The following is a 20,999-nucleotide window of genomic DNA, read 5'->3' as shown; positions in this document are numbered from 1 at the left end:
CTCAGAACCTCTCCGGGTAAAGGAGAGCCAGCACCAAGTACCCGACCAGGGAGACGGCCACGACGAGGCCGACGACATTCTCGATACTCACAGCTTGGTCACCCCCCGGGCGACGAAAGCCACCAGCGCGAACACCGCGACTATGGTGACGACGAAGGCCAGATCGGCCATCGCGAGCTCCTGATTGACGTGGGAATGGAAACCGGCCGTCTGGCCGGATACGAGCAAACCTCGACTTCAGCTCATCGATGCGCCATTTTTACGGGCTTCATACGAACACCGGTCATCCTTTGACGCCAATCTGACAACCTTGAGCAGAGACCGGTTACGGAGCGTGCCCATCGGTGACAGAGGGGCGCCCTGCAGCAGCGTGCGACGGGGCCGCTCCCCGCGATAGGAGCCTCTCCGGCTCAGAACCTGTCCGGCTTCACCAGCGCCACGACGAGATACCCGAGCAGGCACAGGGCGACGATCAGCCCGACCACGTTCTCCGCATCCATGAGCGTTCCCTTTCGTCATGTATGGGCCCGGCGGGATCCACAGGCCCATCGTTACCCGCCACCGGGCCGTGCGCGCTCCGCGTACCGGCTCATTGGCGCAGCCCTAGCGCCGGTCGCGCAGGAGCGGCGTATCGAAAGCGTGAAAAGCAGCCGGGCCGCGCGTACGGATCGCGCCAAGCCCCGTCGACGGTGGCGCGGAGAGGTCCGACGCTTTCCTCATCCTCACCCGTCTCTCGTCAGAAGGCACTGCCATGTCCGTACATCCAAGTGACCCGATAGCGGCCGTCCGGCCGACGCCCAGCTCGAACAAGCCGCCCGACACCCGCCACGGGGCAGCCGGCGAACGTCACCGGCTGACGGCTCTCCAAGGGCTGTCCGCCCTGTCGCTGGACGCGATGGCGTCGGTCGCCTACGGCCCCGAGTCGATCGTGCTCGTCCTGGCCGCGGCCGGCGCGTACGGACTGGGCTTCACCCTTCCCGTCACCCTCGCGATCGCGGTCCTGCTCGCCGTGCTCGTCGCCTCCTACCGGCAGGTGATCGCCGCGTTCCCGGACGGTGGCGGCTCCTACGCGGTCGCCAAAAGGCACCTGGGCCGCCGGACCGGTCTGGTGGCGGCGGCCTCGCTGATCCTGGACTACGTGCTGAACGTGGCCGTTTCCGTCACGGCCGGTGTGGCCGCTCTGACGTCGGCGTTCCCTCAGCTGTACGGGGAGCGGACGTGGATCTGCCTCGGTGTCCTGGTGCTCGTCACGGCGGTCAATCTGTTCGGGGTGGTGAGCTCCGCGAGGGCGTTCATCGTGCCGACCGCCGTTTTCGTCGGCTCGATCCTGGTGATGATCGCGGTCGGTCTCTTCCGGGACGGTCCGGCGAGCACCGCATCCGCCGCGGGTCACGCCTCGGCACTCGGGGAGGGCGCCACCACGGTCGGTGCCCTGCTGCTGCTCAAGGCCTTCGCGGCCGGCTGCTCGGCCCTCACCGGCGTCGAGGCCGTGGCCAACGCCGTCCCCTCGTTCCGCGCCCCGGCGGCACGACGGGCCCAGCACACCGAGGTCGCGCTCGGCGCTCTGCTCGGGGTGATGCTCATCGGGCTGTCCGTGCTGATCGGCCGCTTCCACCTCCAGCCGGTCGAGGGCGTCACCGTGCTGGCCCAGCTGGCGGACGCCTCCTTCGGGCACAACGCGGCCTTCTACGTGGTCCAGTTCGCCACCATGGTGTTGCTGGCGCTGGCCGCGAACACCTCGTTCGGCGGACTGCCGGTGCTCATGAGCCTGCTCGCCCGCGACAACTACCTGCCGCACGTCTTCGCGCTGAAGGCCGATCGGCAGGTGCACCGGCACGGCGTGATGTGGCTCGCCGCCGTCTCCGGTGTTCTGCTGGTCCTCTCCGGAGGGGACACGAACACCCTTGTTCCGCTCTTCGCCATCGGGGTGTTCGTCGGCTTCACCATCTGCCAGGCCGGCATGGTGCGCCACTGGTACGTGCTGCGGCCCGGCGGCTGGCGGGTCAAGGCCGCCCTCAACGCCTTCGGGGCATCGCTCACCGGTGTCTCCGCCGTCGTGGTCACCGCCGTGAAGTTCACCGAGGGCGCCTGGCTGATCGTCCTGGCTCTGCCTCTGCTGGTGCTCACCTTCGGCAGGATCCACCGCGCCTACGAACGGATCGGCGCCCGTCTGGAACTGGGCCGGATACCCGAGCCTCCGCACCGGTCCCCGTCACTGGTCGTGGTCCCCGTCTCCGGCCTGTCGAAGCTCACCTGCCAGGCGCTCACCGCTGCCCGGTCCTTGGGCGACAGCGTCCTCGCGGTCACCGTCACCCACCCGGGCGACGAGGACCGTCGGTCGGCGGAGACCCTGCGGCGCGACTGGGAACTGTGGAAACCCGGGGTGGAACTGGTCGAAGTCCACTCCGAACGCCGGGAGCTGGGCAGCCCCTTCTCCGCGTACATACGAACGCTGGGCGATTCGCATCCGGGATTCCACGTCACCGTGCTCATTCCGGAAACAGAACCGGCCCACGTCTGGCAGCGGCTGCTGCAGAATCAGCGAGGATCCGTCATCGCCCACGCCGTTCGCCGGGACACGGCGGCGGTCATCTGCCGATTGCGTTTCCGGGTCACCACCGAATCGCCCTGACGTATTCCTGACGGCATCCTTACGTCATTCCCGTCCAGCCGTCAGAGGAGCGCCAATTCCCCGTCGCGGCCATGCAATTGCCTGGGCGGAGGCGATAGGTTTTCTTCGGCCGCCGGTGACCCGGAGCATTCTCCGCGAAGGGCACTTCGCCCACTGAGCCCTTTCGGTAACGTTTCGTGACGGTTCGTGATCTTGGGTTAAGTGGTGCGGCCGTGCTCCAGCTGGAGCAGGACGAGGGCGGCTCGGGCGATCCGGGTGATGCTGCCGGGGTCGAGGCTGACCCGGCGCAGGGCCTTGAAGGTGACCTTGAGCAGGGCGTTGGCCCGCTCGGAGACACCGTGGATGCCACGGATCACCTTGTTGAACGTCTCTGCTCGGTGGAGAGCTGGCCGCCGTGCGGCTTCTTGACCGGGTGACGGAAGCCCCCCCCCGGCGTCTTCATAGCCCAGGTCCGTCAGGGTGGGCACGCCCAAGGTGGTCGAGAGTCGATCGAGGGTGGCGTTCAGGCCGTGGGTGCGGGCGCAGGTGGTGTCGTGCTCACGGCCAGGGCGGGCCGGAGAGACCCACAACGGCCAACCGTCGGGGGCGGGGACGACGTGTACGTTCCTGCCGTGGTGCTTGTGCTTTCCGGCGGTCTGCCCTTCGTGCAGGTAGCGGTAGGCGGTGGGGACCGAGATACCGTTGTCGCGGGCGAGTTGGGCCAGCTGGGTCCCGTCGACGAACCACCGCAGCACCAGCACCGCCTGCTTGAAGGCGCCCAGGGCGCGGGTGTTCTTGCGGGTGCCGAGCCGGTTGCGATGTGCTCGCAGGAGTCGGGCCAGGGTCTCAGCGGTCCCCCGGCGGACATCGAGCACAGCGGTGTAGGTGATGGTCAACGTGTGGAGCCTGTTGGTGTCCTGAACATGATCTAGGTCCTGGCTGTGCACGTCACTTCGCCGATTCCGATCCGTCTCCGACGATCAGTTCGTTCACGGGGGCTCAGCTCAGGGGTTCGGTTGGCTCCGGGATGTACCGGACGTCCTTGAGAGGCGCTGTGGGCTGTGCGCCGAACTTTTCCACGACGGTGCCGCTGGTGCCGACGTGCACGACCTGGAGGGCGACGCGGGTGTCCCATTCGCGCAGGTCGATCCGCACGCGGGGGGACCCGCTTTCGGGCTTCATATCCACGATCTGCTCGTCGAAGTATCCGGCCCGCTTGAGTGCGGCTCGCACTTCGGCGGCGCTCTCGCCCGTGCCCTTGAGGGCCGTGGTGATGTGCGCGGCGAACTTGTCCGCGTAGCAGACCTCGGGCTTGGTGAGCGGAACCGGATCCAGGAGGTTCCCGTCGGGCACGGCCGGTACGGGTTCATCGGTGGGGGGCGGATCGGCAGGCAGGGGAAGGCGGTCGCCGGGCTTGCCGGCGGGCTTGACGGAGGGGTCTTGGGCGACGGTGGGAATGTCGCTGGGGCCGAGGGGCTTGCCGGTCTTGGTGCCGTCCAGCGGCGGGCAGCCGTCGATGATCTCGAGGGACAGCTTCATGAAGTCAAGCTGCGGATCGCCGGCGTCCCCGCCCTCGGGTACGGAGACGACCTTGTCCGTCTCAATGGTTGCGGCCGAGGGAGTGCTGGAGCAGGCGGTGAGGGCGAACGCGCCCAGAGCGAGGGCGGTTGCGGTGTGTGCTATTCGGGACATGACGTCAACTTAGAGTCGCGCGCTGGCACCGCCATGAGTACACGTACTCATCTCGAAGCGGAAGAGTCGACTCGCGCCGCAAGGCAGCCAACTCGCCCCCGAACAGCAGACGTTCAACAAGCCCGCCCTCGTCCTGCTCCAGACGGAGCACGGCCGCACCACCTGGCCGAAGATCACGAACCGTCACGAGACGTTACCGAGAAGGGCTCACTGTCCACCCGTGAGACGCACTACTGATTCCGGACGAGTGATGTCGGGTCGGCCTGCCTGACGGGTGCTGTCCGGCGCCGCTAGCCATCTGGCCGTGAGGTAAGCGCAGGGCGGCGGGTTGGCCAACGCAGCGAGGACGAGGACTGTCCGGGAGCGGGGCGGACTTCATCACGGGCGAACCGAGTGTCCTCAGCTGTACGCCGTAATCGGCGGGACCTTGCCGGTGAGAAAGGACGTACCAAGTTCCTGAGCCTTGTACACGAGGGGATCGTGCAGGGTGAGCGTTCGGGCGTCGCGCCAGAACCGGTCGAGGCCCGATGAGCGTGCCGTCGCCCGAGCTCCGGTGAGTTCGAAGATGCGGCTGGTCGCCTCCGTCGCCGTGCGGGAGGACACAACCTTGGCAGCGGAGACCGCCAGTGCGGCCTGGCCGCGTTCGGCCGGGGTCAAGGCGAAACCGGCTGTGTCTGCCTGCGCGAAGGCGTGGGTCGCCTCGTCGGCCAGGAGGCGTGCCGCACGGAGGTTGGCGTCCAGGTCACCGTAAGCGGCAAGGATGTGTGGGTCCTCAATGGCACTTTCCAGGCCACTTGCCGGCCAAGGACGTGACAACTCGCGCGTGTACTGGGCGGCTTCGGCGAGGGCGCCCTCGCTGATGCCGACGAGGACCTGCGTGAGCACCGCCTGGAAGGCCAGGGAGACGAGTGACAGGCGAAGCCAGCGCGGACTCGAATCGTCCTCGTCGGCCGGGAACGTGCCCAGCACGTCACCGGGGTCGGCCCGGACGTCCTCGAAGGCGATGCTCCCGCTCGCGGTCAGACGCTGGCCCAGGTTGTCCCAGTCCGACGGGTGTGAGATGCCGCCTGCTCCGCGTCGGGCTACGACCACGAGCCGCGCCGCGCGATCGGCGCGGGTCGTGCTGACGAAGAGGCGGTCGGCGACGGCGCAGCCGGTGGCGAACGCGCCTCGGCCGGAGATCGAGAGCGCGTCGCCGGTCTCGGTGGCGACGATCGTGTCGCGCGGGTTGCTCACGGCGGCCACGAACAACTGGTCGGCCGCGACATCCTGCCGCAGTGAGCGGGCCAGTTCGCCGTTGTCGTAGAGCGAGGCACGCCACAGGTGCAGGTAGTGATAGCCGAGGAGGTGTCCGATCGAGGCGTCGCCGGCGGACACGAGCCGGGTGACGGCGTGCGTCGTGCGGTGGTCGTCGGGGTCGACGGCGAGCAGCCCGCTTTCGCGCAGCATCTGGATCTCGGCCAGCGGCGTCTGGTTGGCGTGCTGCCTCTCGACCGCGTCCTTTCGCAGCCGCTCGGCGACGGCGCGGGCGGTGGTGACGGCGTCTGCGGGGTTCATCACGAGCCTGTCCTTTCACGCTGGGGGCGCCGGAACCGGCGGTACATGAGAAGCAGGGCCGGGGGGATCAGCACGCACTGGGCGGCGACGACCACCCAGAATCCGGGCAGTTGTCCGGCGGTCTCGAACTGGTAGTAGAGCCCGCCGCCGACCAGCCCGCTGAGGAAGGCGCCAACGCCTTCGGCCAGCCGCTGGTGGCTGAAGACCACGGCTGGGGAGCGTTTCGAGCGGGCGAGTGCTTCGAGGACGTTCTTCAGAAGCAGTACGGAGTTTCCGGCGCCGATGGCGAGGATGCCGACGGCGAACGCCACCCCGTTGCCACCGGTGAACGCGATCATTCCGACTGCCAGGCCCCCGAAGCCGAGCGCCATCGCTCTGGTGTAGCGCATCTGCTCGACACGGTCGGCGATCAGGGGCTGCAGCACGGCCAGCACCAGCGAGTAGCCCATCATGGCCGCGCCGTAGAACACGGTAGGGACCCGGTCCTCGGCGTAGGACGACAGGTACTGGTAGAAGTGCATGTGCAGGTAGAGCGTCAGAGCCGTTACGGCAAAGGGCAGGACGGCGAGCCCCCGGAGGGCCCGGCGCAGCGGCTCGACCACTTCGTGCTCGTCCCTGCTCTCCCGGGGCAGGAACACGTGGCCGACCATCATGAGCGCGTGCAGCAGGGTGGCGACGACGAACATCCCGCCGGGTTCGTGGATGAACAGGGAACCGATCACCGGGCCGAGCGCGACGCCGACGTTGCCCGTGGCGTAGCTCGCGGCCACCAGGCGTGGCCGTTCGGTCTCGCTGGCGCCGTGGACGGTATAGCCTCTGACGCTCGGCGAGTAGAGAGCCGTGGCAGCCGATCGCAGGAACAGCGCGGCGATGGTCACCGCCGGCCATGCGCCGCCGACGACGAATCCGAGCGATCCCAATGTCTGCAGGGCCATCGAGATCAGAAGGCAGCGCTGGAACCCGATGCGCTCGGCGAGGGCAGCGCCCGGCACACCGCCGGCGAACTGCACGAAGGTGGCCAGTCCGAGGACGACTCCCACCTGGCCCATGCTGAGTGACATGCGGTCACGCAGGAGGATGGCCAGATACGGGTAGACGGAGAAGCTGATCAGGTTGACGAGGAAGCCGCTGCCGAGCAGCGCTCGCTGCGTGCCGGTGAACGAGCGGACGCCGGACAGTACGGAACCGCCCGGCGTCTCACGTCGAGTGAACGTCACGCCGTCCGTGCCTTCTTCCCTCGCATGATCAGGCGCGTGGCTCCGCCGTCGTACGGTCGGCCATCCCAGTCACCGAAGCACTCGATCTCCTCGAAGCCGGCCTGGTGGAACATATCCCGCAGTTCCCTGGCGCTGTAGACGTAGCAGGTGAGGGAGGAGTGCTCGGCCGTGTTGCCCCGCACCATCGTCCAGTCGGTCCGGTACCGGGTCCAGTCGTCCAGGATGGTGTCGCGCATGACGACCATGCCGCCTGGTATGTCGACGATCTTCGGAGGGCCGACCCAGGACGCGTACGTCTCCTTGCTGAGCAGGTCCACGATCAGCTGTCCGTCCGGTGCCAGTGACTCGTAGGCGTTGCGCAGGACTTGGAGGTTCTCCTCAGGGTCCTCGAAGTAGCCGAAGGAGGTGTACATGTTCAGCACGACGTCGAATGCGCCCGGTGCCACGTACTCGCGCACGTCCGCCTCAACGAGTGCGGCTTCGACCTTGGCGTCCGCGCAGACGGCGGCAGCTCGTTCGAGCAGTTCGCTGTGGAGATCCACACCAGTGGTCCGGTAGCCCTGAGCGGCCAGGGGCACGGTGTACACCCCGACGCCGCAGCACTGGTCGAGCACGCGACTGCCCGCCGTAAAAGCCAGTAGCGGGGACGTGGTCACCACCTCGGCGGCCTGCCGCTCCCTCTCGGGCGAGAAGAGCACCGCAGAGAAGCCGGACCACAGGTTCAGGTCCTCGTACCAGTCCATCGTTCCCCTCCCGTCGTGCGACGCAACGCGCGTCCCTTCTACATGTCGTGCCGGGAGCGGGAGAAGTTCCCGCTGCCCGTGCGGCGGTCAGCGTGACGGGCGGACGCCCAGGCCCGGTTCATCGCCCAGGACGATACTGCGGTCATGGAGGCGGAGTCCTCGGAACGGGGGGTCGCTGAGGTAGAGGTGTCCGTCCATATCGATGTGGTCGGCGAGCGGAGCGAGCTGCGCGGCCTGGCTGATGGCGAGCTCGGACTCGCACATGCAGCTGAGCATGGTCCGGAGCCCGGCTTCCCTACCGGCCTCCATCACCCTACGGGCCCCCCGGATTCCGCCGGCCTTGCACAGCTTGACGACAATGCCGTCGGCGTACGAGCGTGCGGCGAGGACACTGGCGACGTCGGTGCACCCTTCGTCGAGGAAGACCGGCAGCCTGTCCGGGAGCTCCCGGTAGCGGTGGTAGTCGTCGACGGCCGTGGTGGGGAACGGCTGCTCGATGAGCTGGATGCCCAGTTGGCGCAGGCGCGGTGTGAGGGCGCGTGCGGTGTCGAGGTCCCACGCCTCGTTCGCGTCGATACGGACGGGCAGCGCCGTCACTGCCCGAATCGCCTCCAGCGCTTCCAGGTCGTCCGGCCCGCCGACCTTCACCTTGAGCGCACCCACATCCGGTGCTTTGCGGACCGCGCTCACGGCTTCGTCCGGGCTCGCCATGCTGATGGTGTAAACCGTCGGGCCCAGGGTTCTGGACATCTTGAACAGCTCCCAGGTCGGCCGGCCCGCGGCCTTGCCGATCCAGTCGTGCACCGCGCCGTCCAGAGCCATCCGTGCGCCGGCCGGCGCGTCCCACTTCTCGATGCGATCGAGGGCGAGCTGCGGGTTGTTCAGGTTCGGCCCGAGGATCTGCAAGCCCTCGGCTTCCACCGCGTCCACGACGTCGTCGGCGGTCACTCCGCTGTACTCGGTCGGTGTGCCCTCGCCGAAGGCGGTTATCCCGTCGTACGTGAGGGCGACCATGCAGGTGTCGACGGAGTTGATCTCGCCACGGGAGCTCTTCACCGTCTCGATGAGCCGCAAGGACTGGCGGCGCACAGCGAGTGCGATTCTGCTGGAATCATGATCCATGAGTGAGCCTCTCTCGGTCGTTCAGGTCTTCTGGAACTTGGCGGGTCTCTGTGCCGACTTGTTTCACAAGGGATACGCGTGACGAGTGAAGGAGACGGCCATGGAATGGTTCGAGGACGAGACGTTGTGGGTCGATTTCTCGGATGTGTTGTTCTCCGCCGGACGTGCCGAGGAGGCTCGGGCCCGGGTCGGCTCGTCCCCGCTGCTGCGGCTGCCTGCCGGTGCCGCGGTGCTCGATCTCGGTTGCGGGCCGGGGGCGTACGCGATTCCGCTGGCCGGGAGCGGGGCCGCGGTCACCGGTGTGGACCTCAGTGCGGCACTGCTCCAACGCGCGAAGGCGAGGGCGTCGGAAGCCGGCGTGGAACTGCGGCTCGTCCGGGCGGACATGCGCGAGTTCATCGAGCCTGACCGGTTCGACCTGGCCATCAGCATGTACACCTCTTTCGGCCTCTTCGCCGATCACGACGAGAACATGCGGGTCCTGCGGAACGTGCGGGCGAGTCTCAAGCCGGGAGGTCACTTCCTGATCGACCTGTACGGGAAGGAAATCCTGGCTCGTGACGGCGGTCTGCCGCACATCTTGGATGTCGAGGGCGGCACGATGATCGTCCGTGGCACGATCATCGGTGACTGGGAACGGTTCCGGGACGACTTCATCCTGGTCCAGGGCGAGCGGGCCCGGACGGCGTTCGTCGAGCACACCCTCTACAGCGCGTTCGAGCTGAAGACGATGCTCGTCGAGGCGGGGTTCACCGACGTCGAGTGCTTCGGTGGCTTCGATGCCGAGCCCTTCGACAACCACGCCCGACGGCTGATCGTGCGAGGCAGTCGCGGGTCGGAAGCCGCCTAGCACCGCAGGCGCGTCTCGGCGTGCACGGCTCCCGCCGCGGTGACCGCACGGTGCGTGGCGATCTCCGCGGTGGGGCCCTCGGCGAGCACGATGCCCACATAGCCCCGCCCGTCGGTCAGTTGGTCGATGTTCGTCCCGATCGCCTTCGTGGGATACCACGTGGGCTTCCCCGGGTAGCGGGCGATGTCTTGAAGGCCGTGCACGGCGACGAGTTCGCCCGCCTGTGTCGGGTAGGCGAGGACGAACGCGACAGCCGGGCCTCCGGACAAAGGGGCGTCGAGCAGCCGTGGCCGGACGCCGAGTGCGAGATCGACCAGGCCGCCGTACACGTTCACGTCGAGCGCGCGGCACATGGATTCCCCGACCAGCGCCCCGCCGATGCGGGGATTCACCTCGATCAGCCGTGGCCCGTCGGCCGTCATCGACAGTTCGATATGGGCGAAACGGTCGGTGTATCCGAGAGCCGCGAGAACCTCTCCGAGCCACGCTTCGATCTCCCCCAGCTCCGTCGGCGGCAGCGCCACGGGAAACGCCGTCACGTCCTCCCGGAAGAAGGGCTGCGCGGACATGAGGCGGCTGGAAAGGCCCAGCAGCCTCGTCTCCCCCGCCCAGGTCACCGTCTCCGCGCTGTAGACCGGTCCGGCGAGGAACGGCTCGGCGAACAGTCCTCCGAAAAGGGAGGCGCCCTCGGCCTCCCGGTGGAAGCGCGAGAGGTCCTGGGCGTCGCGGACGAGCCACACGTTCTGGCTGCTGGTGCCTGCCGTGTCCTTGACGATGGCGGGCAGCCCGACGGTCGCGGCAAGCCGTTCCAGATCCACCGCGGCCGACTCCTCCACCGGCATGGCTCCGAACGGGCTGAGTCCCTTGCCGTGCAGGAGGTCGCGGACGCGGGCCTTGTCGCGTGCCAGCCGGATAACGGCCGGGTCGATGCCGGGCAGGCCGAATTCGGCGGCGAGTTCGGCGCCGGCCACGCCCCAGGTATCCGTCGAGCTGATGAGCCCGCGAAGGTCCTCGATCGATGCGAGAGCCTTGGCAACCGCCTTTCGGTCACTGGTGTCGACCGCGACGACTTCGACGGATCCAGCGGGCAGGGTGGCGAGTTCGTGCAGGTACAGCGGCTCCACACCGGTCAGCAGCACCAGTCGCTCGCCCGACTCGTGTGCGGCGCGGGCGAGGTGGGCGAGGCCGAAGGAGAGCATCTCAAGACAGGCGATGGTCATACCTACATGTCGGTCCCATGTCCCGGAAAGTTCCCGCTATAAGCGGATCCGAAGGCAGTTCCCGCCCGTGTGAACCGGGCTGCCCGGAATCGTCCGTGATCAGCTCCGGACGGCGTCCTCGGCCGCTCGTATCTCCAGGGTGGGGATGGCCGCGAGGAGACTGCGGGTGTAGTCGTGGCGGGGGCGCGTGGTGAGGTCCTCGGTACGGCCCTGCTCGACGATACGGCCGTCCTGCATGACGGCGATCCGGTCCGCCAACTGCGAAACGACGGCCAGGTCATGGGTGATGAACAGGCAACCGAGGTCGAGTCGCTCCCGCAGATCGCACAGGAGGTTGAGGACCTTCGCCTGGACAGATACGTCCAGTGCCGTGACCGGTTCGTCGCAGATGAGCAGCCGTGGCTCCAGAGCCAGCGCCCGGGCGATCGCCACACGTTGCTGCTGTCCTCCGGACAACTGCCGGGGGCGGCGGTCCCCCACTTCCGGGTTCAGCCCGACGAGGTCGAGGAGTTCACCGACGCGCGCCGACCGGAACCGTGCGTCGCCCAGCCGGTGGATGCGCAGGGGTTCTTCGATGGCCTGCCGTACCGTCTGGCGCGGGCTGAGCGTCAGGGAAGGGTCCTGGAACACCATCTGGACCTGCCTCCGGTGCGTGCGAAGAGCGCGCCGCCCCCGGATCCGGTGCACGTCCACCTCTCCCACGCGCACCACTCCTGTGTCGGGGCGGTGCAGCCCGGTCACGACACGCGCCAGGGTCGTCTTGCCGCAGCCCGACTCGCCCACCAGCCCCACGATCTCACCGGCCGCGACACTCATCGTGACGTCCTTGACCACCGCCGCGGCGTTCGGGCCGCCGTGCCGAGCGCTCACTTCCACGATCTCTAGCACGTGGCGTCTCCCTTCCCCACGGCGACCGTCGGCCCACCGGGGTGCCGAAGGCAGGCCGACCGGTGCGTGGCCGCTCCTGCCAGTGCTTCCAGAGGAGGTGCCGCGTCCACGCAGGAGGCCACGGCAAGCGGGCAGCGAGGGGCAAACCCGCAACCGATGGTGTCGTCCGGGCCGGTGCCTCCCTGGCCCGGCATGGTACGGAATCGGGTACCGGGTGCCGTACCCGGGCGCGGGACCGCGTCCAGCAGCCCCCGCGTGTACGGGTGGTCGGGCCGGGTGAGCACGGCGGCGAGGGGCCCCGTCTCCACGATCCGGCCGGAGTACACGACGGCGACTCTGTCGGCCAGCCGGGTCACCACTCCGAGGTCGTGGCTGACGACGACCATGGACATCGCCAGCTCCTGGCGCAGGCGCGCCAGCAGGTCGAGCAGTTGGGCCTGCACGGTGACGTCGAGGGCGGATGTGGGCTCGTCGGCGATCAGCAGCTCCGGCTCACAGGCCAGAGCCATGGCGATCTGCGCCCGCTGACGCATTCCGCCGGACAGCTGGTGGGGGAATTCGCGTGCGACCGTGGTGGGGTCAGGTAGGCCGGCCAGGCGCAGAAGTTCCTCGGTGACCCGGCGGGTCGCGGGGCGCCGCCCTCCGCGGCCCGCGTTGCGGACGGCCTCGTCGACGTGCGCGCCGATCGTCCTGAGCGGGTTGAGAACGGCGCCGCTGTCCTGGAAGACCACCCCTACTCTGTGGCCGTTGATCCGGCGGCGCTCCGCCGGGGTGAGCCCGACCATCTCGCACGTTCCGGCGCCGTCCGCGAGCGCGGCGGAGCCGGTGACCACCGCGTACGGGTCCAGCAGGCCGAACGGGGCCAGTGCGGCCGTGGTCTTGCCGCTGCCGGTCTCGCCGACAAGGGCGAGGACTTCGCCCCGGCGGACCTCGTACGACATCTCCGCGACGACGCGGCGGCGCTCGCCGTCCCGCGGGTAGGTGACGGTGAGGCCCCGCACACGGAGGACCGGGGTCTCTCCGGAGCGTCCTGGCACCGTCTCCGGCGGGGAGGATGTCGTGCGTTCGAAGGCGCGGGGCGCGGACGGTGCAGCCTTCCGGCGGGCCGGCCACGCCCGCCCGGTTCGTGTCGGGCGGACCAGGCGGAGGACGGAGGGCCGTTCCTCGCCGGCCGCCAGCCGCTCACCGAGCAGGTTGCTGGCGAACACCACTGCCGTGATGGCGACGCCGGGCGGATAGGCGAGCCACCACGCGGAGTCCATGAACGCCCTGCCCTCGACGAGCATCTGTCCCCACTCGGCGTTCGGCGGCGCGACACCCAGGCCGAGGAAGCTCAGCGTGGCCACGCCGAGGACGATGGTGCCGACATCGGTACTGGCGTAGACGAGGCAAGGCGCCAGTGCCGGCGGAAGCAGGTGCCGGCCGAGGATGCGCGCACGGCCCGCACCCAGCAGGCGCAGTGCGTCCAGATGGGGGCTCTTGCGCAGGTCGGCGACGCGGGCGCGCGCGATCCGCGCGTACGGCGCCCACGACCAGAGGGACAGCGCCAGGATCAGGTTCTCCACGCCGGGACCCCGTACGCCGATGACCGCGAGGGTCACCAGCATGCCGGGCAGCGAGACCACCACGTCGATCACCCGGGAGACGGCGCGGTCGACCCGTCCGCCGAGGTAGCCTGCGGCGGCCCCGATGACGGTACCGGCCGCCAGGGCGACCGCCAGCACGGCGGCGGTGACCGAAAGGGAGATCCGAGCACCGTGCAGGATCCGGCTGAGCTGGTCCCGGCCGAGCTGATCGGTACCGAGCGGGTACTCCGAGGACGGCGGCAGCAGCCCGGCCGTGAGGTCGTTGGCGGTCGGATCGGCCGGGGAGAGGACCGGGGCCAGTACCCCGACGACCGCGAAGAGGATCAGGGGCAGTGCCAGCAGCACCGTGCCGATCCACGCGCGGCGCCCCGGACTCCGTACCTCACCGGTCATGGCATCCCCTTCCGGGTTCGGGCGCCCGGAACTCCGACCGGTTCGCGGAGCGCCGCGTCCGTGCCCGCGGTCTTGCTCCACGGGAGCGTGGGACGACGGCGGGAACGGGCGTCTCCGCCCCGCCGGGAGCGGGGATCTATGAGCCCCTGGAGCACATCGGCACAGCGGTTGGCGAGGATGAAGCCGCCTCCCATGACGAGGGTGGCCGCCTGGAGCGCCGGGACGTCCCGGGAACCGGCTGCCTGGACGAAGTAGGCGCCCATGCCGGGCCAGCCGAAGATCTGTTCCACCACGACGGTGGCCACGAGAAGGCTGCCGATGCCGAACGCGGCGACGGAGAGGATCGGTCCGGCGGCGTTGGGCAGTCCGTCCCGGACCACGATCGACAGCGTTCCGCTGCCCCGTGCCTGTGCCGCGCGTACGTAAGGCCGGTCGAGGGCATCGCGCAGCGTGACGGCGACCACCCGGCTGAGGGCACCGGCAACGGGCAGGCCCAGTACTGCCATGGGCATCAGCCACGTCGAGGGGCCCGCCATCCCTGATGTCGGGAGCAGCCCGAGGCGGATCGCCAGATACAGGACGAGGAGGTAGCTCAGCCAGAACGAAGGGATCGAGCTGACCAGCAGCGCGCCGGTGCGCAGCGCCCCGCGCAGCACTCCGCGTCGGAGTACCGCACCGGCGACGCCGACGCCCACCCCGAACACAACGGCGATCAGGGCGGATCCGCCCACCAGGGCCAGCGTGACACCCAGCCGGTCCGCGACTTCGGGGCCGATCGCGGCGTCCGTACGCAACGAGCGCCCGAAATCGCCGGTGCAGGCGTCGGCGAGCCACCGTACGTAGCGCACGGGTGCCGGGTCGTCGAGCCCGAGTTCCCCGCGGACGGCCTCGATCTGCTCCGGCGTGGCGGGGCGGCCGGCCCGGGTCGCCGCCAGCACCGCCGCGGGGTCGCCCCGCGCGAGCAGGACGAGGGCGAAGGTCCCCACCGACATCGCCAGCAGCACGCCGACGGTGTCCACGGTCCATCGCGCGATGTGACCGCCGGCGGTCGCCAGCCGGCCCAAGGGTCTCACCCGACCGTCACCCCGGTGAGCTCCAGGTCCACGTCCGTGGGCGGGACGGCGAATCCCTTCACCGTGTCCCGGGTCGCGTAGATTCGCGGCCGGTAGACCAGGGGGACGAATCCGGCGTCGGCTGCGACCTCGTCGTAGAGCTTCTGGTACGCGGCGGCGCGTGCGGTGGGATCGTCCGCGAACACCGCCTTGTCGACCAGGTCCTCGGTGGCCTTGGTCACCCAGAGCGGGCCGCGGGCTCCGGAGGTGAACATGGAGACGATCGAACCCGAGGGGTCGTAGGGCGCGCCGAGTCCCTCGAAGAAGGTGATGTCGTAGGTTCCTTCCGCCCGCTCGTCGTAGTACGCGGCGGCGTCGACCGGGGAGATGTCGACGGCGATGCCGACCTCCTTGAGGGATCCGGCGATGGCCTCGGCCATGGAGCGGGGGTCGAGCTGTCCCTGGGCGGGGGTGGCGGGGATGAGCAGTTTGAGGGAGAGGCGCTTTCCGTCCTTGACCCGGTTTCCGCCGTCGAGGGTGTACCCGGCGGCGTCCAGTGTGCTGCGGGCCGCTGCCTGGTCGAAGTAGTCCGGCAGGTCGGTGCCCGAGTCGGGCACGTTCGGGGGGAACACCCGCCGTGCGGGCTTGCCGTAGCCCTGGAACAGGGCCTTGGTGAGGGCAGTGGTGTCGATGGCCTGGCGTACCGCCTCGCGCACCGCTCGGTCTCCGGCCGGGCCGTCGGCGTTGAACCCGAGCATGATCGAGACGTCCGGATCGCCGACGAGCGACGTGATGTCTCCGCGCCCGCTCAGTGTCTTGGCCTCGACCGGTGTGATCGGGGCCTGGTAGGCGCCGCCGATGAGGTCGATCTCCCGGTTGCTCAGTGCGTCGAGCCGGGCCTGGGAGTCCGGTATGACCTTGAACTCGACCCGCTCCAGCTTCGGCCGGGTTCCCCAGTAGTCGTCGTTGCGTACCAGCTTGGCCCCTGTCGCGGAGTTGGACTCCAGCTTCCACGCCCCGGTTCCGACAGCCTTCTGGAACGTGCCGTCGGCTTTCGCCGCCTTCGGACTGAGCAGTCGTACCGGCCGGATGATCGACAGTTCCTGCAGCAGCGGCTCGTACGGCTCCGAGAGAGTCAGCCTGACGGTGTCCTTGTCCGGGGTCTCCACAGCCGAGATGACCTGGGAGGCCCGGAAGAAGGTGAACTTCTTGTTGCCCACCCAGCGGTCGAAGTTCCACTTCACGGCGGCGGAGTCGAGTGGGGTCCCGTCGGTGAAGGTGACGCCGTCCCGCAGGTCGAAGCTGACGCTTCTGCCGTCCTCGGCGACGCTCCACGACTCCGCGAGTCCCGGCTTCAGCTTCCCACCCTCCGCGTAGGTGACGAGGGGCTCGTAAACCGCGTCGAGCAGGACGAAGTTGCCGGTGAACGCATGGGGGTCCAGGGCGCCGGACTCCTCGCTCAGGCCGACGCGCAGCACCGTGCTGGTGGAGCCCGATGTGCCGGGGCCGGCGGAGCACCCGCCGATCAGCACGGTCGAGGCGGCGAGGACGACGAGGGTGGCGCGGGGTCGTAGCACGGACACTCCTGGCGGACGGTAGCCATGGCACGGTGGGTGATCGCCCACCGCGGGAGTAGTCGGTGGGCCGGTGCGGATAGTTCCCGCCGAACACCAGATGCTTGCGTGGTCATAGTGACGTCCGTGCCTGACCGGCCTCCCTCTTCTCTGCCAGCGGATGCGCTCCGTACGCGATCCGCACGATCCCGTCGTCGTGCCGCGTGGTGATGGCTTCGACACCGAACACCTCGCGCATCACACCGGGGGTGAGGACGTCGAGCACCGGGCCGGCGGCGACCGGAGAAGGAACAGCGTGTCTCAGCCGCTCTCTTCCGGCGCGTCGGAGCCGAAGACGGTGAAAAGAGTCTGGACGACCTCGTCCGAGGCCGTCTCCCTGCTTCCCGCGTTGTACGGCGGCTGCGGCGCGTACTCGATGAGAAGTTGCACGGCCTGGGCCACGTCGTCGCCGGAGATCTGACCGGTCAGCGTCAGGGCCATGTCGATACCGGCCGACACGCCGGCACCGGTCGCGTAGTGACCGTCGATGACGACGCGTTCGGGCGTGGGCGTCACGCCGAATTCGGTGAGCTGGTTCAGTGCTCCCCAGTGGGTCGTGGCACGCCGACCGGCCAGGACCCCGGCGGCAGCCAGCACCAGCGAGCCCGTGCAGACCGAGGTCATCCAGGTCGCCGAACGGTCGGCATCACGCAGCCAGGCGTGCAGGGCGCCGTCCGTCATCTGCTCGGCCTGCCCGGGACCACCGCCGATCAGCACCACATCAGGGGCAGGCACCTCGTCCAAGCGCTTCACTACGTCGATCGACAGACTGCCCAGGTCGTTGGTCACGAGCCCGGGGTTCTCGGCGACGAAGACGGTCCGGACCCCTGGCAGGCGCCCCAGGACTTCATAGGGGCCGATGACGTCCAGCGCGGTGAATGCGGGGTAGAAAACGATCACGACCTGCACGGAAATCCCCTCTGGTGAATCGGCCATGGCACATGCGTGGAAACGCGTGGCAATTAAGCCGACGGAAAAGACCGTCGTGATCTTCGCTTGGCCTGCTCGCCCTCACCGCCCGGAAGCGGACTCGAGGGAAAGCGACGACGTCCCGTCGGATCAGCTACCGCGCTGTCCAATGAGTCGGGCGCAAGAGCTTCAGGGTTCCCGGGCTCGACGGAATTCTTCGCCGGGATCGCGAAAGGCCACGAAGGACGTTCACTCGCCTCGCCTTCAGGATGCGGACCCCAGGGTGACCGGCCGGACGTCGGCTTCCACCGTGATCGTCCCGGACCGATGGAATGCGAGAGTGAACGCAACGCGCTCCCCCGTCCGCCACGAAGGGTCGGAGCGGACGGTCACCGCCGAGCCGTGCGGGGACATCTCCACCTCCCCCTCCGCGGGGATCTCCATGCTCCCGGAGCTCTCACGGTAGGCCCCGTTCTCCTCGTTCATGCGGTGCACGGTCAGCTCGGCGGCCGAGGCCCTCGAAGAGGTGACCGAGAGGAGCCGGTCAGGGGCACCGCCGGTGTTGACGATGCGGAAGTAGGCGTTGGTGTTCCGGCCCGGTATCACCGGCAGCAGGACCCGGGCTTCCCTGACCTCGATCTTCGCGGGGCTGCCCGCATGGCCGGCGCCTGCCCAGGCGGAGAGGCAGCCGATGGCGGCGAGCGAGACCAGGGCTACGACCAGGCCGGTGCCGGTCGCCTCGCGTGCACGGCGCAGACGGGAGGAAGAGGAAGGTGAGGAGTTCATGTACGCGCGGTTCCTCGGCGAGAGACGGATATGAGCTGCGGTGGAGCGTCGTGGGTGGGATCAGTGCGCGTCACACCGTGCTCCGTGCGGCGGTACGGGGGCGGGGACGGGATTTACCGGCCGGTGAGGGCTGCCAGGTGCGCAGCCGCAGGCTGTTGGCCACGACGAGGACCGAGCTGAGGGACATCGCGACGGCCGCGACCATGGGGTTGAGCAGGCCGACCATGGCCAGGGGCATGGTCACGGCGTTGTAGCCGAAGGCCCACACCAGATTGGTGCGGATGGTGCCCAGGGTGTGCCGAGCGAGCCGGACGGCGTCCGCGAGTGCCTCGATGTCGCCGCGTACGAGGGTGACATCGGCGGCGCCGATGGCTACATCCGTTCCAGTGCCCATGGCGATGCCCAGGTCGGCCCCGGCGAGTGCGGCGGCGTCGTTCACTCCGTCACCGACAACAGCGACCCGGCGCCCCTCGGCCCGCAGTCGGCGCACCAGTTCGGCCTTCTCCTGGGGAGTGCACCTGGCGTGGACTTCCGCGATGCCGAGTTCCTCGGCGACCGCCCGTGCGACGGGGGCCCGATCACCCGTGGCGAGCACCGGCCGGACACCGAGCCTGCGCAGCCGGTCCACGGCGCGATAGCTGCCGGGTCGTACGAGATCGGTGACCTCCACGATCGCTGCGGGGGCACCGTCCACGCGTACCAGCACCGCCGTACGGGCGGACTCATCGGCCTGCTCACATGCGGCGGCCAGTGGGGCGGGCAGCTCGGTGCCGTCCGGTGTCAGCACCTCGATCTCGCGCCCCTCCACCGTTCCGCTCACCCCCCGGCCCGCGGTGGCGCGGAAGCCGGTCACCGCGGGCAGGTCGTCGTCTCCGGCGGCGCGCCGGGCGAAGGCGGTGATCGCGTGGCCCAGCGGGTGCTCCGAGCCCTGCTCCAGCGCACCCGCCAGCCGTACGGTCGCGTCCGTGCCCGGGCCGTCGGGCGCGGCGGTGACCCGGCCGACGCTCATGTGTCCGGAGGTCAGGGTTCCCGTCTTGTCGAGCACGACGGTGTCGACGTGCTGGAGCCCTTCGAGTGCCTGCGGTCCGCTCACCAGAACGCCCAGCCTCGCCCCGCGTCCGGTGGCTGCCATGAGTGCCGTCGGGGTCGCGAGCCCCAGCGCGCACGGGCAGGCGACGACGAGAACCGCGACGGCGGCGGTGATCGCGGCCTGGGGGTCGGCGCCGGCGCCGAGCCAGAAGCCGAGCGTCGTGGCCGCGAGCGCGAGGACGACGGGGACGAAGACTCCGGCGACGGTGTCGGCGAGCCGCTGGGCGCGGGCCTTGCCGACCTGGGCGTCGGTGACCAGCTGGGTGATGCGGGCCAGTTGGGTGTCCGCGCCGACGGCGGTCGCCCGCACCAGCAGCAGGCCGCCCATGTTCACGGAACCGCCGGTGACCGAGGCCCCCGGCCCCACCTCGACGGGTTCGGACTCCCCGGTGACCAGGGACAGGTCGACGGCCGAACTGCCCTCCGTCACCTGGCCGTCGGTGGCGACCCGCTCCCCCGGACGTACTACGAAGGTGTCGCCGGTCCGCAGCCGCTCGATCGGCAGGAGTGCGTCCGTGCCGCCCCGGCGTACGGTGACCTCCTTCGCCGCGAGGCGGGCGAGCGACCGCAACGCCGCCCCGGTCCCCCGCCGGGCCCGACCTTCAAGGAACCGGCCAAGCAGGACGAACAGCGGTACGCCCACCGCCGCCTCCAGGTAGACGTGCGCCATGCCGTCGGAGGCCGAGGGGACCAGGCTGAGCCCCATGCGCATGTCGGGCATACCGGCACCGCCCAGGAACAGCGCGTACGCGGACCAGCCGAACGACGCGACGACGCCGAGCGAGACCAGCGTGTCCATGGTCGCCGTCGCGTGCCGCAGCCCGCTCAGCGCCCGACGGTGGAAGGGCCAGGCGCTGGCCGTCGCAACAGGGGCGGTGAGGACGAAACACAGCCACTGCCAGTTGTCGAACTGCAGGGCCGGAACCATCGACAGCACGAGCACGGGGACCGACAGAACGGTGGTGACGAGCAGACGCTCCCTCTCCCGCCGCGCCTCTTCGCCGGACGCCTCATCGGTCTCGGCGGGCCGTTCCTCCTCTCGCGGCTTCACCAACTCAACGGTGTAACCGGCCGCGACAACGGCGGAGATCAGTTCCTCGGTCGTCACCTCCGGCGGATGGCTGACCCGGGCGCGACCGGTGGCGAGGTTCACCTCCGCCGTGACACCGTCCAGCTTGCCCAGCTTGCGCTCGACTCTCCGGACACAGGCCGCACACGTCATCCCCCCGACCGTGAGGTCCGTGGCGACGACGACAGGCACCACGTCAGCGGCCATCAGTGACCGCCCCCGTGCTCCATCGGCATATCCGCGTCCCGTGAGGGCGCGTCGCTCGTCACCCCGGGGCCGTGCATCCCCGGCGCGACCGGCCCCACGGCCCGGCCCACCGCGTAGGCCCCCGCGAACACCACACCCAGCAGCAGGAGGAACGCCCACAGCGCCGGTGGCGGGAACCACCGGGCGGCCTTCGCCCCAGGCCCGGAGTCTGCCTTCTGCTCCACAGGTCGCTCCTCGCCGATCGGGACACGAACCGACACACAACGGCTCGCGGTATTCCAGAAGTCGAAGAGGGACCGGCGAAAGTTCCTGGGCATACAGGTGAAGAGCGTCACAGCACCCGTAGGGGTGAAGGAGGGAGCAGGCCCGGGTCTGCGAACGACCCCTGTGGTGAC

Annotated in this window: 20 protein-coding genes; 2 read left to right on the top strand and 18 right to left on the bottom strand. The window is 69.4% G+C overall.

Translation table 11 applies throughout. The features are described from left to right. Position 1 precedes the first annotated feature (1 nt). The 3 genes from kdpF (R2B67_RS32705) to kdpF (R2B67_RS32695) form a co-directional block, all read right to left on the bottom strand. Complete coding sequence (gene kdpF, locus R2B67_RS32705) at positions 2-91, bottom strand: K(+)-transporting ATPase subunit F (RefSeq protein WP_317823237.1); 90 nt, start codon at positions 89-91, stop codon at positions 2-4. Continuing rightward, on the bottom strand, positions 88-228 hold the full coding sequence (locus R2B67_RS32700; RefSeq protein WP_317823231.1) for a hypothetical protein: 141 nt from the start codon (positions 226-228) through the stop codon (positions 88-90). Before R2B67_RS32700 ends, kdpF (R2B67_RS32705) begins: the two co-directional genes overlap by 4 nt. A 182-nt stretch (positions 229-410) precedes the next feature. Then, entirely contained in the window at positions 411-500 is a 90-nt protein-coding gene (kdpF, locus tag R2B67_RS32695; protein ID WP_010056767.1) for a K(+)-transporting ATPase subunit F, read from the bottom strand. A gap of 251 nt (positions 501-751) precedes the next feature. On the opposite strand from kdpF (R2B67_RS32695), the gene R2B67_RS32690 reads away from it, so the two are divergent. Next, positions 752-2,632, top strand: a complete 1,881-nt coding sequence (locus R2B67_RS32690) for an APC family permease (RefSeq protein WP_317823222.1) — start codon at positions 752-754, stop codon at positions 2,630-2,632. 197 nt (positions 2,633-2,829) lie between these two features. Here R2B67_RS32690 and R2B67_RS32685 read toward each other — a convergent pair whose 3' ends face one another. The 6 genes from R2B67_RS32685 to R2B67_RS32660 all read right to left on the bottom strand — a co-directional run bounded on the left by R2B67_RS32685 (position 2,830) and on the right by R2B67_RS32660 (position 8,942). Beyond that, on the bottom strand, positions 2,830-3,507 hold the full coding sequence (locus tag R2B67_RS32685; RefSeq protein WP_317823219.1) for a transposase family protein: 678 nt from the start codon (positions 3,505-3,507) through the stop codon (positions 2,830-2,832). 103 nt (positions 3,508-3,610) lie between these two features. Then, positions 3,611-4,303 (bottom strand): hypothetical protein, encoded by a 693-nt coding sequence (locus R2B67_RS32680; protein ID WP_317823216.1) that lies wholly within the window; start codon positions 4,301-4,303, stop codon positions 3,611-3,613. A gap of 399 nt (positions 4,304-4,702) precedes the next feature. After that, positions 4,703-5,860, bottom strand: a complete 1,158-nt coding sequence (locus tag R2B67_RS32675) for an acyl-CoA dehydrogenase family protein (RefSeq protein ID WP_317823209.1) — start codon at positions 5,858-5,860, stop codon at positions 4,703-4,705. Further along, positions 5,860-7,077, bottom strand: coding sequence for an MFS transporter (locus tag R2B67_RS32670; protein ID WP_317823203.1), 1,218 nt, complete (start codon positions 7,075-7,077; stop codon positions 5,860-5,862). Before R2B67_RS32670 ends, R2B67_RS32675 begins: the two co-directional genes overlap by 1 nt. Further along, entirely contained in the window at positions 7,074-7,820 is a 747-nt protein-coding gene (locus R2B67_RS32665; protein WP_317823197.1) for a class I SAM-dependent methyltransferase, read from the bottom strand. Before R2B67_RS32665 ends, R2B67_RS32670 begins: the two co-directional genes overlap by 4 nt. Before the next feature lie 87 nt (positions 7,821-7,907). Next, positions 7,908-8,942 carry an enolase C-terminal domain-like protein gene (locus R2B67_RS32660; protein ID WP_317823194.1) on the bottom strand — a complete coding sequence of 345 codons (1,035 nt, stop codon included), beginning with the start codon at positions 8,940-8,942 and terminating at the stop codon, positions 7,908-7,910. Positions 8,943-9,042: 100 nt separating this feature from the next. On the opposite strand from R2B67_RS32660, the gene R2B67_RS32655 reads away from it, so the two are divergent. Further along, positions 9,043-9,792 (top strand): class I SAM-dependent methyltransferase, encoded by a 750-nt coding sequence (locus R2B67_RS32655; protein WP_317823193.1) that lies wholly within the window; start codon positions 9,043-9,045, stop codon positions 9,790-9,792. Here R2B67_RS32655 and R2B67_RS32650 read toward each other — a convergent pair. From R2B67_RS32650 to R2B67_RS32605, 9 genes are all read right to left on the bottom strand, one after another. Further along, positions 9,789-11,012 carry an ATP-grasp domain-containing protein gene (locus tag R2B67_RS32650; protein WP_317823192.1) on the bottom strand — a complete coding sequence of 408 codons (1,224 nt, stop codon included), beginning with the start codon at positions 11,010-11,012 and terminating at the stop codon, positions 9,789-9,791. The genes R2B67_RS32655 and R2B67_RS32650 overlap by 4 nt on opposite strands. Positions 11,013-11,111: 99 nt before the next feature. Then, complete coding sequence (locus R2B67_RS32645) at positions 11,112-11,900, bottom strand: ABC transporter ATP-binding protein (protein WP_317823191.1); 789 nt, start codon at positions 11,898-11,900, stop codon at positions 11,112-11,114. Next, positions 11,894-13,879 (bottom strand): dipeptide/oligopeptide/nickel ABC transporter permease/ATP-binding protein, encoded by a 1,986-nt coding sequence (locus R2B67_RS32640; protein WP_317823188.1) that lies wholly within the window; start codon positions 13,877-13,879, stop codon positions 11,894-11,896. Before R2B67_RS32640 ends, R2B67_RS32645 begins: the two co-directional genes overlap by 7 nt. Next, on the bottom strand, positions 13,876-14,952 hold the full coding sequence (locus R2B67_RS32635; RefSeq protein ID WP_317823186.1) for an ABC transporter permease: 1,077 nt from the start codon (positions 14,950-14,952) through the stop codon (positions 13,876-13,878). Before R2B67_RS32635 ends, R2B67_RS32640 begins: the two co-directional genes overlap by 4 nt. Continuing rightward, complete coding sequence (locus tag R2B67_RS32630; protein WP_317823176.1) at positions 14,949-16,508, bottom strand: ABC transporter substrate-binding protein; 1,560 nt, start codon at positions 16,506-16,508, stop codon at positions 14,949-14,951. Before R2B67_RS32630 ends, R2B67_RS32635 begins: the two co-directional genes overlap by 4 nt. A gap of 297 nt (positions 16,509-16,805) precedes the next feature. Further along, on the bottom strand, positions 16,806-17,453 hold the full coding sequence (locus R2B67_RS32620) for a DJ-1/PfpI family protein (protein WP_317823175.1): 648 nt from the start codon (positions 17,451-17,453) through the stop codon (positions 16,806-16,808). Between the two features lie 264 nt (positions 17,454-17,717). After that, entirely contained in the window at positions 17,718-18,239 is a 522-nt protein-coding gene (locus R2B67_RS32615; RefSeq protein ID WP_317823174.1) for a copper chaperone PCu(A)C, read from the bottom strand. A gap of 70 nt (positions 18,240-18,309) precedes the next feature. Continuing rightward, entirely contained in the window at positions 18,310-20,604 is a 2,295-nt protein-coding gene (locus R2B67_RS32610; RefSeq protein ID WP_317823173.1) for a heavy metal translocating P-type ATPase, read from the bottom strand. Further along, positions 20,604-20,828 carry a hypothetical protein gene (locus R2B67_RS32605; protein ID WP_317823172.1) on the bottom strand — a complete coding sequence of 75 codons (225 nt, stop codon included), beginning with the start codon at positions 20,826-20,828 and terminating at the stop codon, positions 20,604-20,606. Before R2B67_RS32605 ends, R2B67_RS32610 begins: the two co-directional genes overlap by 1 nt. Positions 20,829-20,999 lie beyond the last annotated feature (171 nt).

The sequence above is a fragment of the Streptomyces cyaneofuscatus genome, assembly GCF_033109485.1.
Classification (GTDB): domain Bacteria; phylum Actinomycetota; class Actinomycetes; order Streptomycetales; family Streptomycetaceae; genus Streptomyces; species Streptomyces cyaneofuscatus.
This window is presented reverse-complemented; position numbering and strand designations above follow the sequence as displayed.

Bases quoted from the DNA above. Each gene is read 5' to 3' on its own strand.
- R2B67_RS32680 (WP_317823216.1), bottom strand. From the start codon at position 4,303: ATGTCCCGAATAGCACACACCGCAACCGCCCTCGCTCTGGGCGCGTTC.
- R2B67_RS32675 (WP_317823209.1), bottom strand. From the start codon at position 5,860: ATGAACCCCGCAGACGCCGTCACCACCGCCCGCGCCGTCGCCGAGCGG.
- R2B67_RS32690 (WP_317823222.1), top strand. From the start codon at position 752: ATGTCCGTACATCCAAGTGACCCGATAGCGGCCGTCCGGCCGACGCCC.
- kdpF (WP_010056767.1), bottom strand. From the start codon at position 500: ATGGATGCGGAGAACGTGGTCGGGCTGATCGTCGCCCTGTGCCTGCTC.
- R2B67_RS32615 (WP_317823174.1), bottom strand. From the start codon at position 18,239: ATGAACTCCTCACCTTCCTCTTCCTCCCGTCTGCGCCGTGCACGCGAG.
- R2B67_RS32655 (WP_317823193.1), top strand. From the start codon at position 9,043: ATGGAATGGTTCGAGGACGAGACGTTGTGGGTCGATTTCTCGGATGTG.
- R2B67_RS32665 (WP_317823197.1), bottom strand. From the start codon at position 7,820: ATGGACTGGTACGAGGACCTGAACCTGTGGTCCGGCTTCTCTGCGGTG.
- R2B67_RS32650 (WP_317823192.1), bottom strand. From the start codon at position 11,012: ATGACCATCGCCTGTCTTGAGATGCTCTCCTTCGGCCTCGCCCACCTC.
- R2B67_RS32610 (WP_317823173.1), bottom strand. From the start codon at position 20,604: ATGGCCGCTGACGTGGTGCCTGTCGTCGTCGCCACGGACCTCACGGTC.
- R2B67_RS32640 (WP_317823188.1), bottom strand. From the start codon at position 13,879: ATGACCGGTGAGGTACGGAGTCCGGGGCGCCGCGCGTGGATCGGCACG.
- R2B67_RS32660 (WP_317823194.1), bottom strand. From the start codon at position 8,942: ATGGATCATGATTCCAGCAGAATCGCACTCGCTGTGCGCCGCCAGTCC.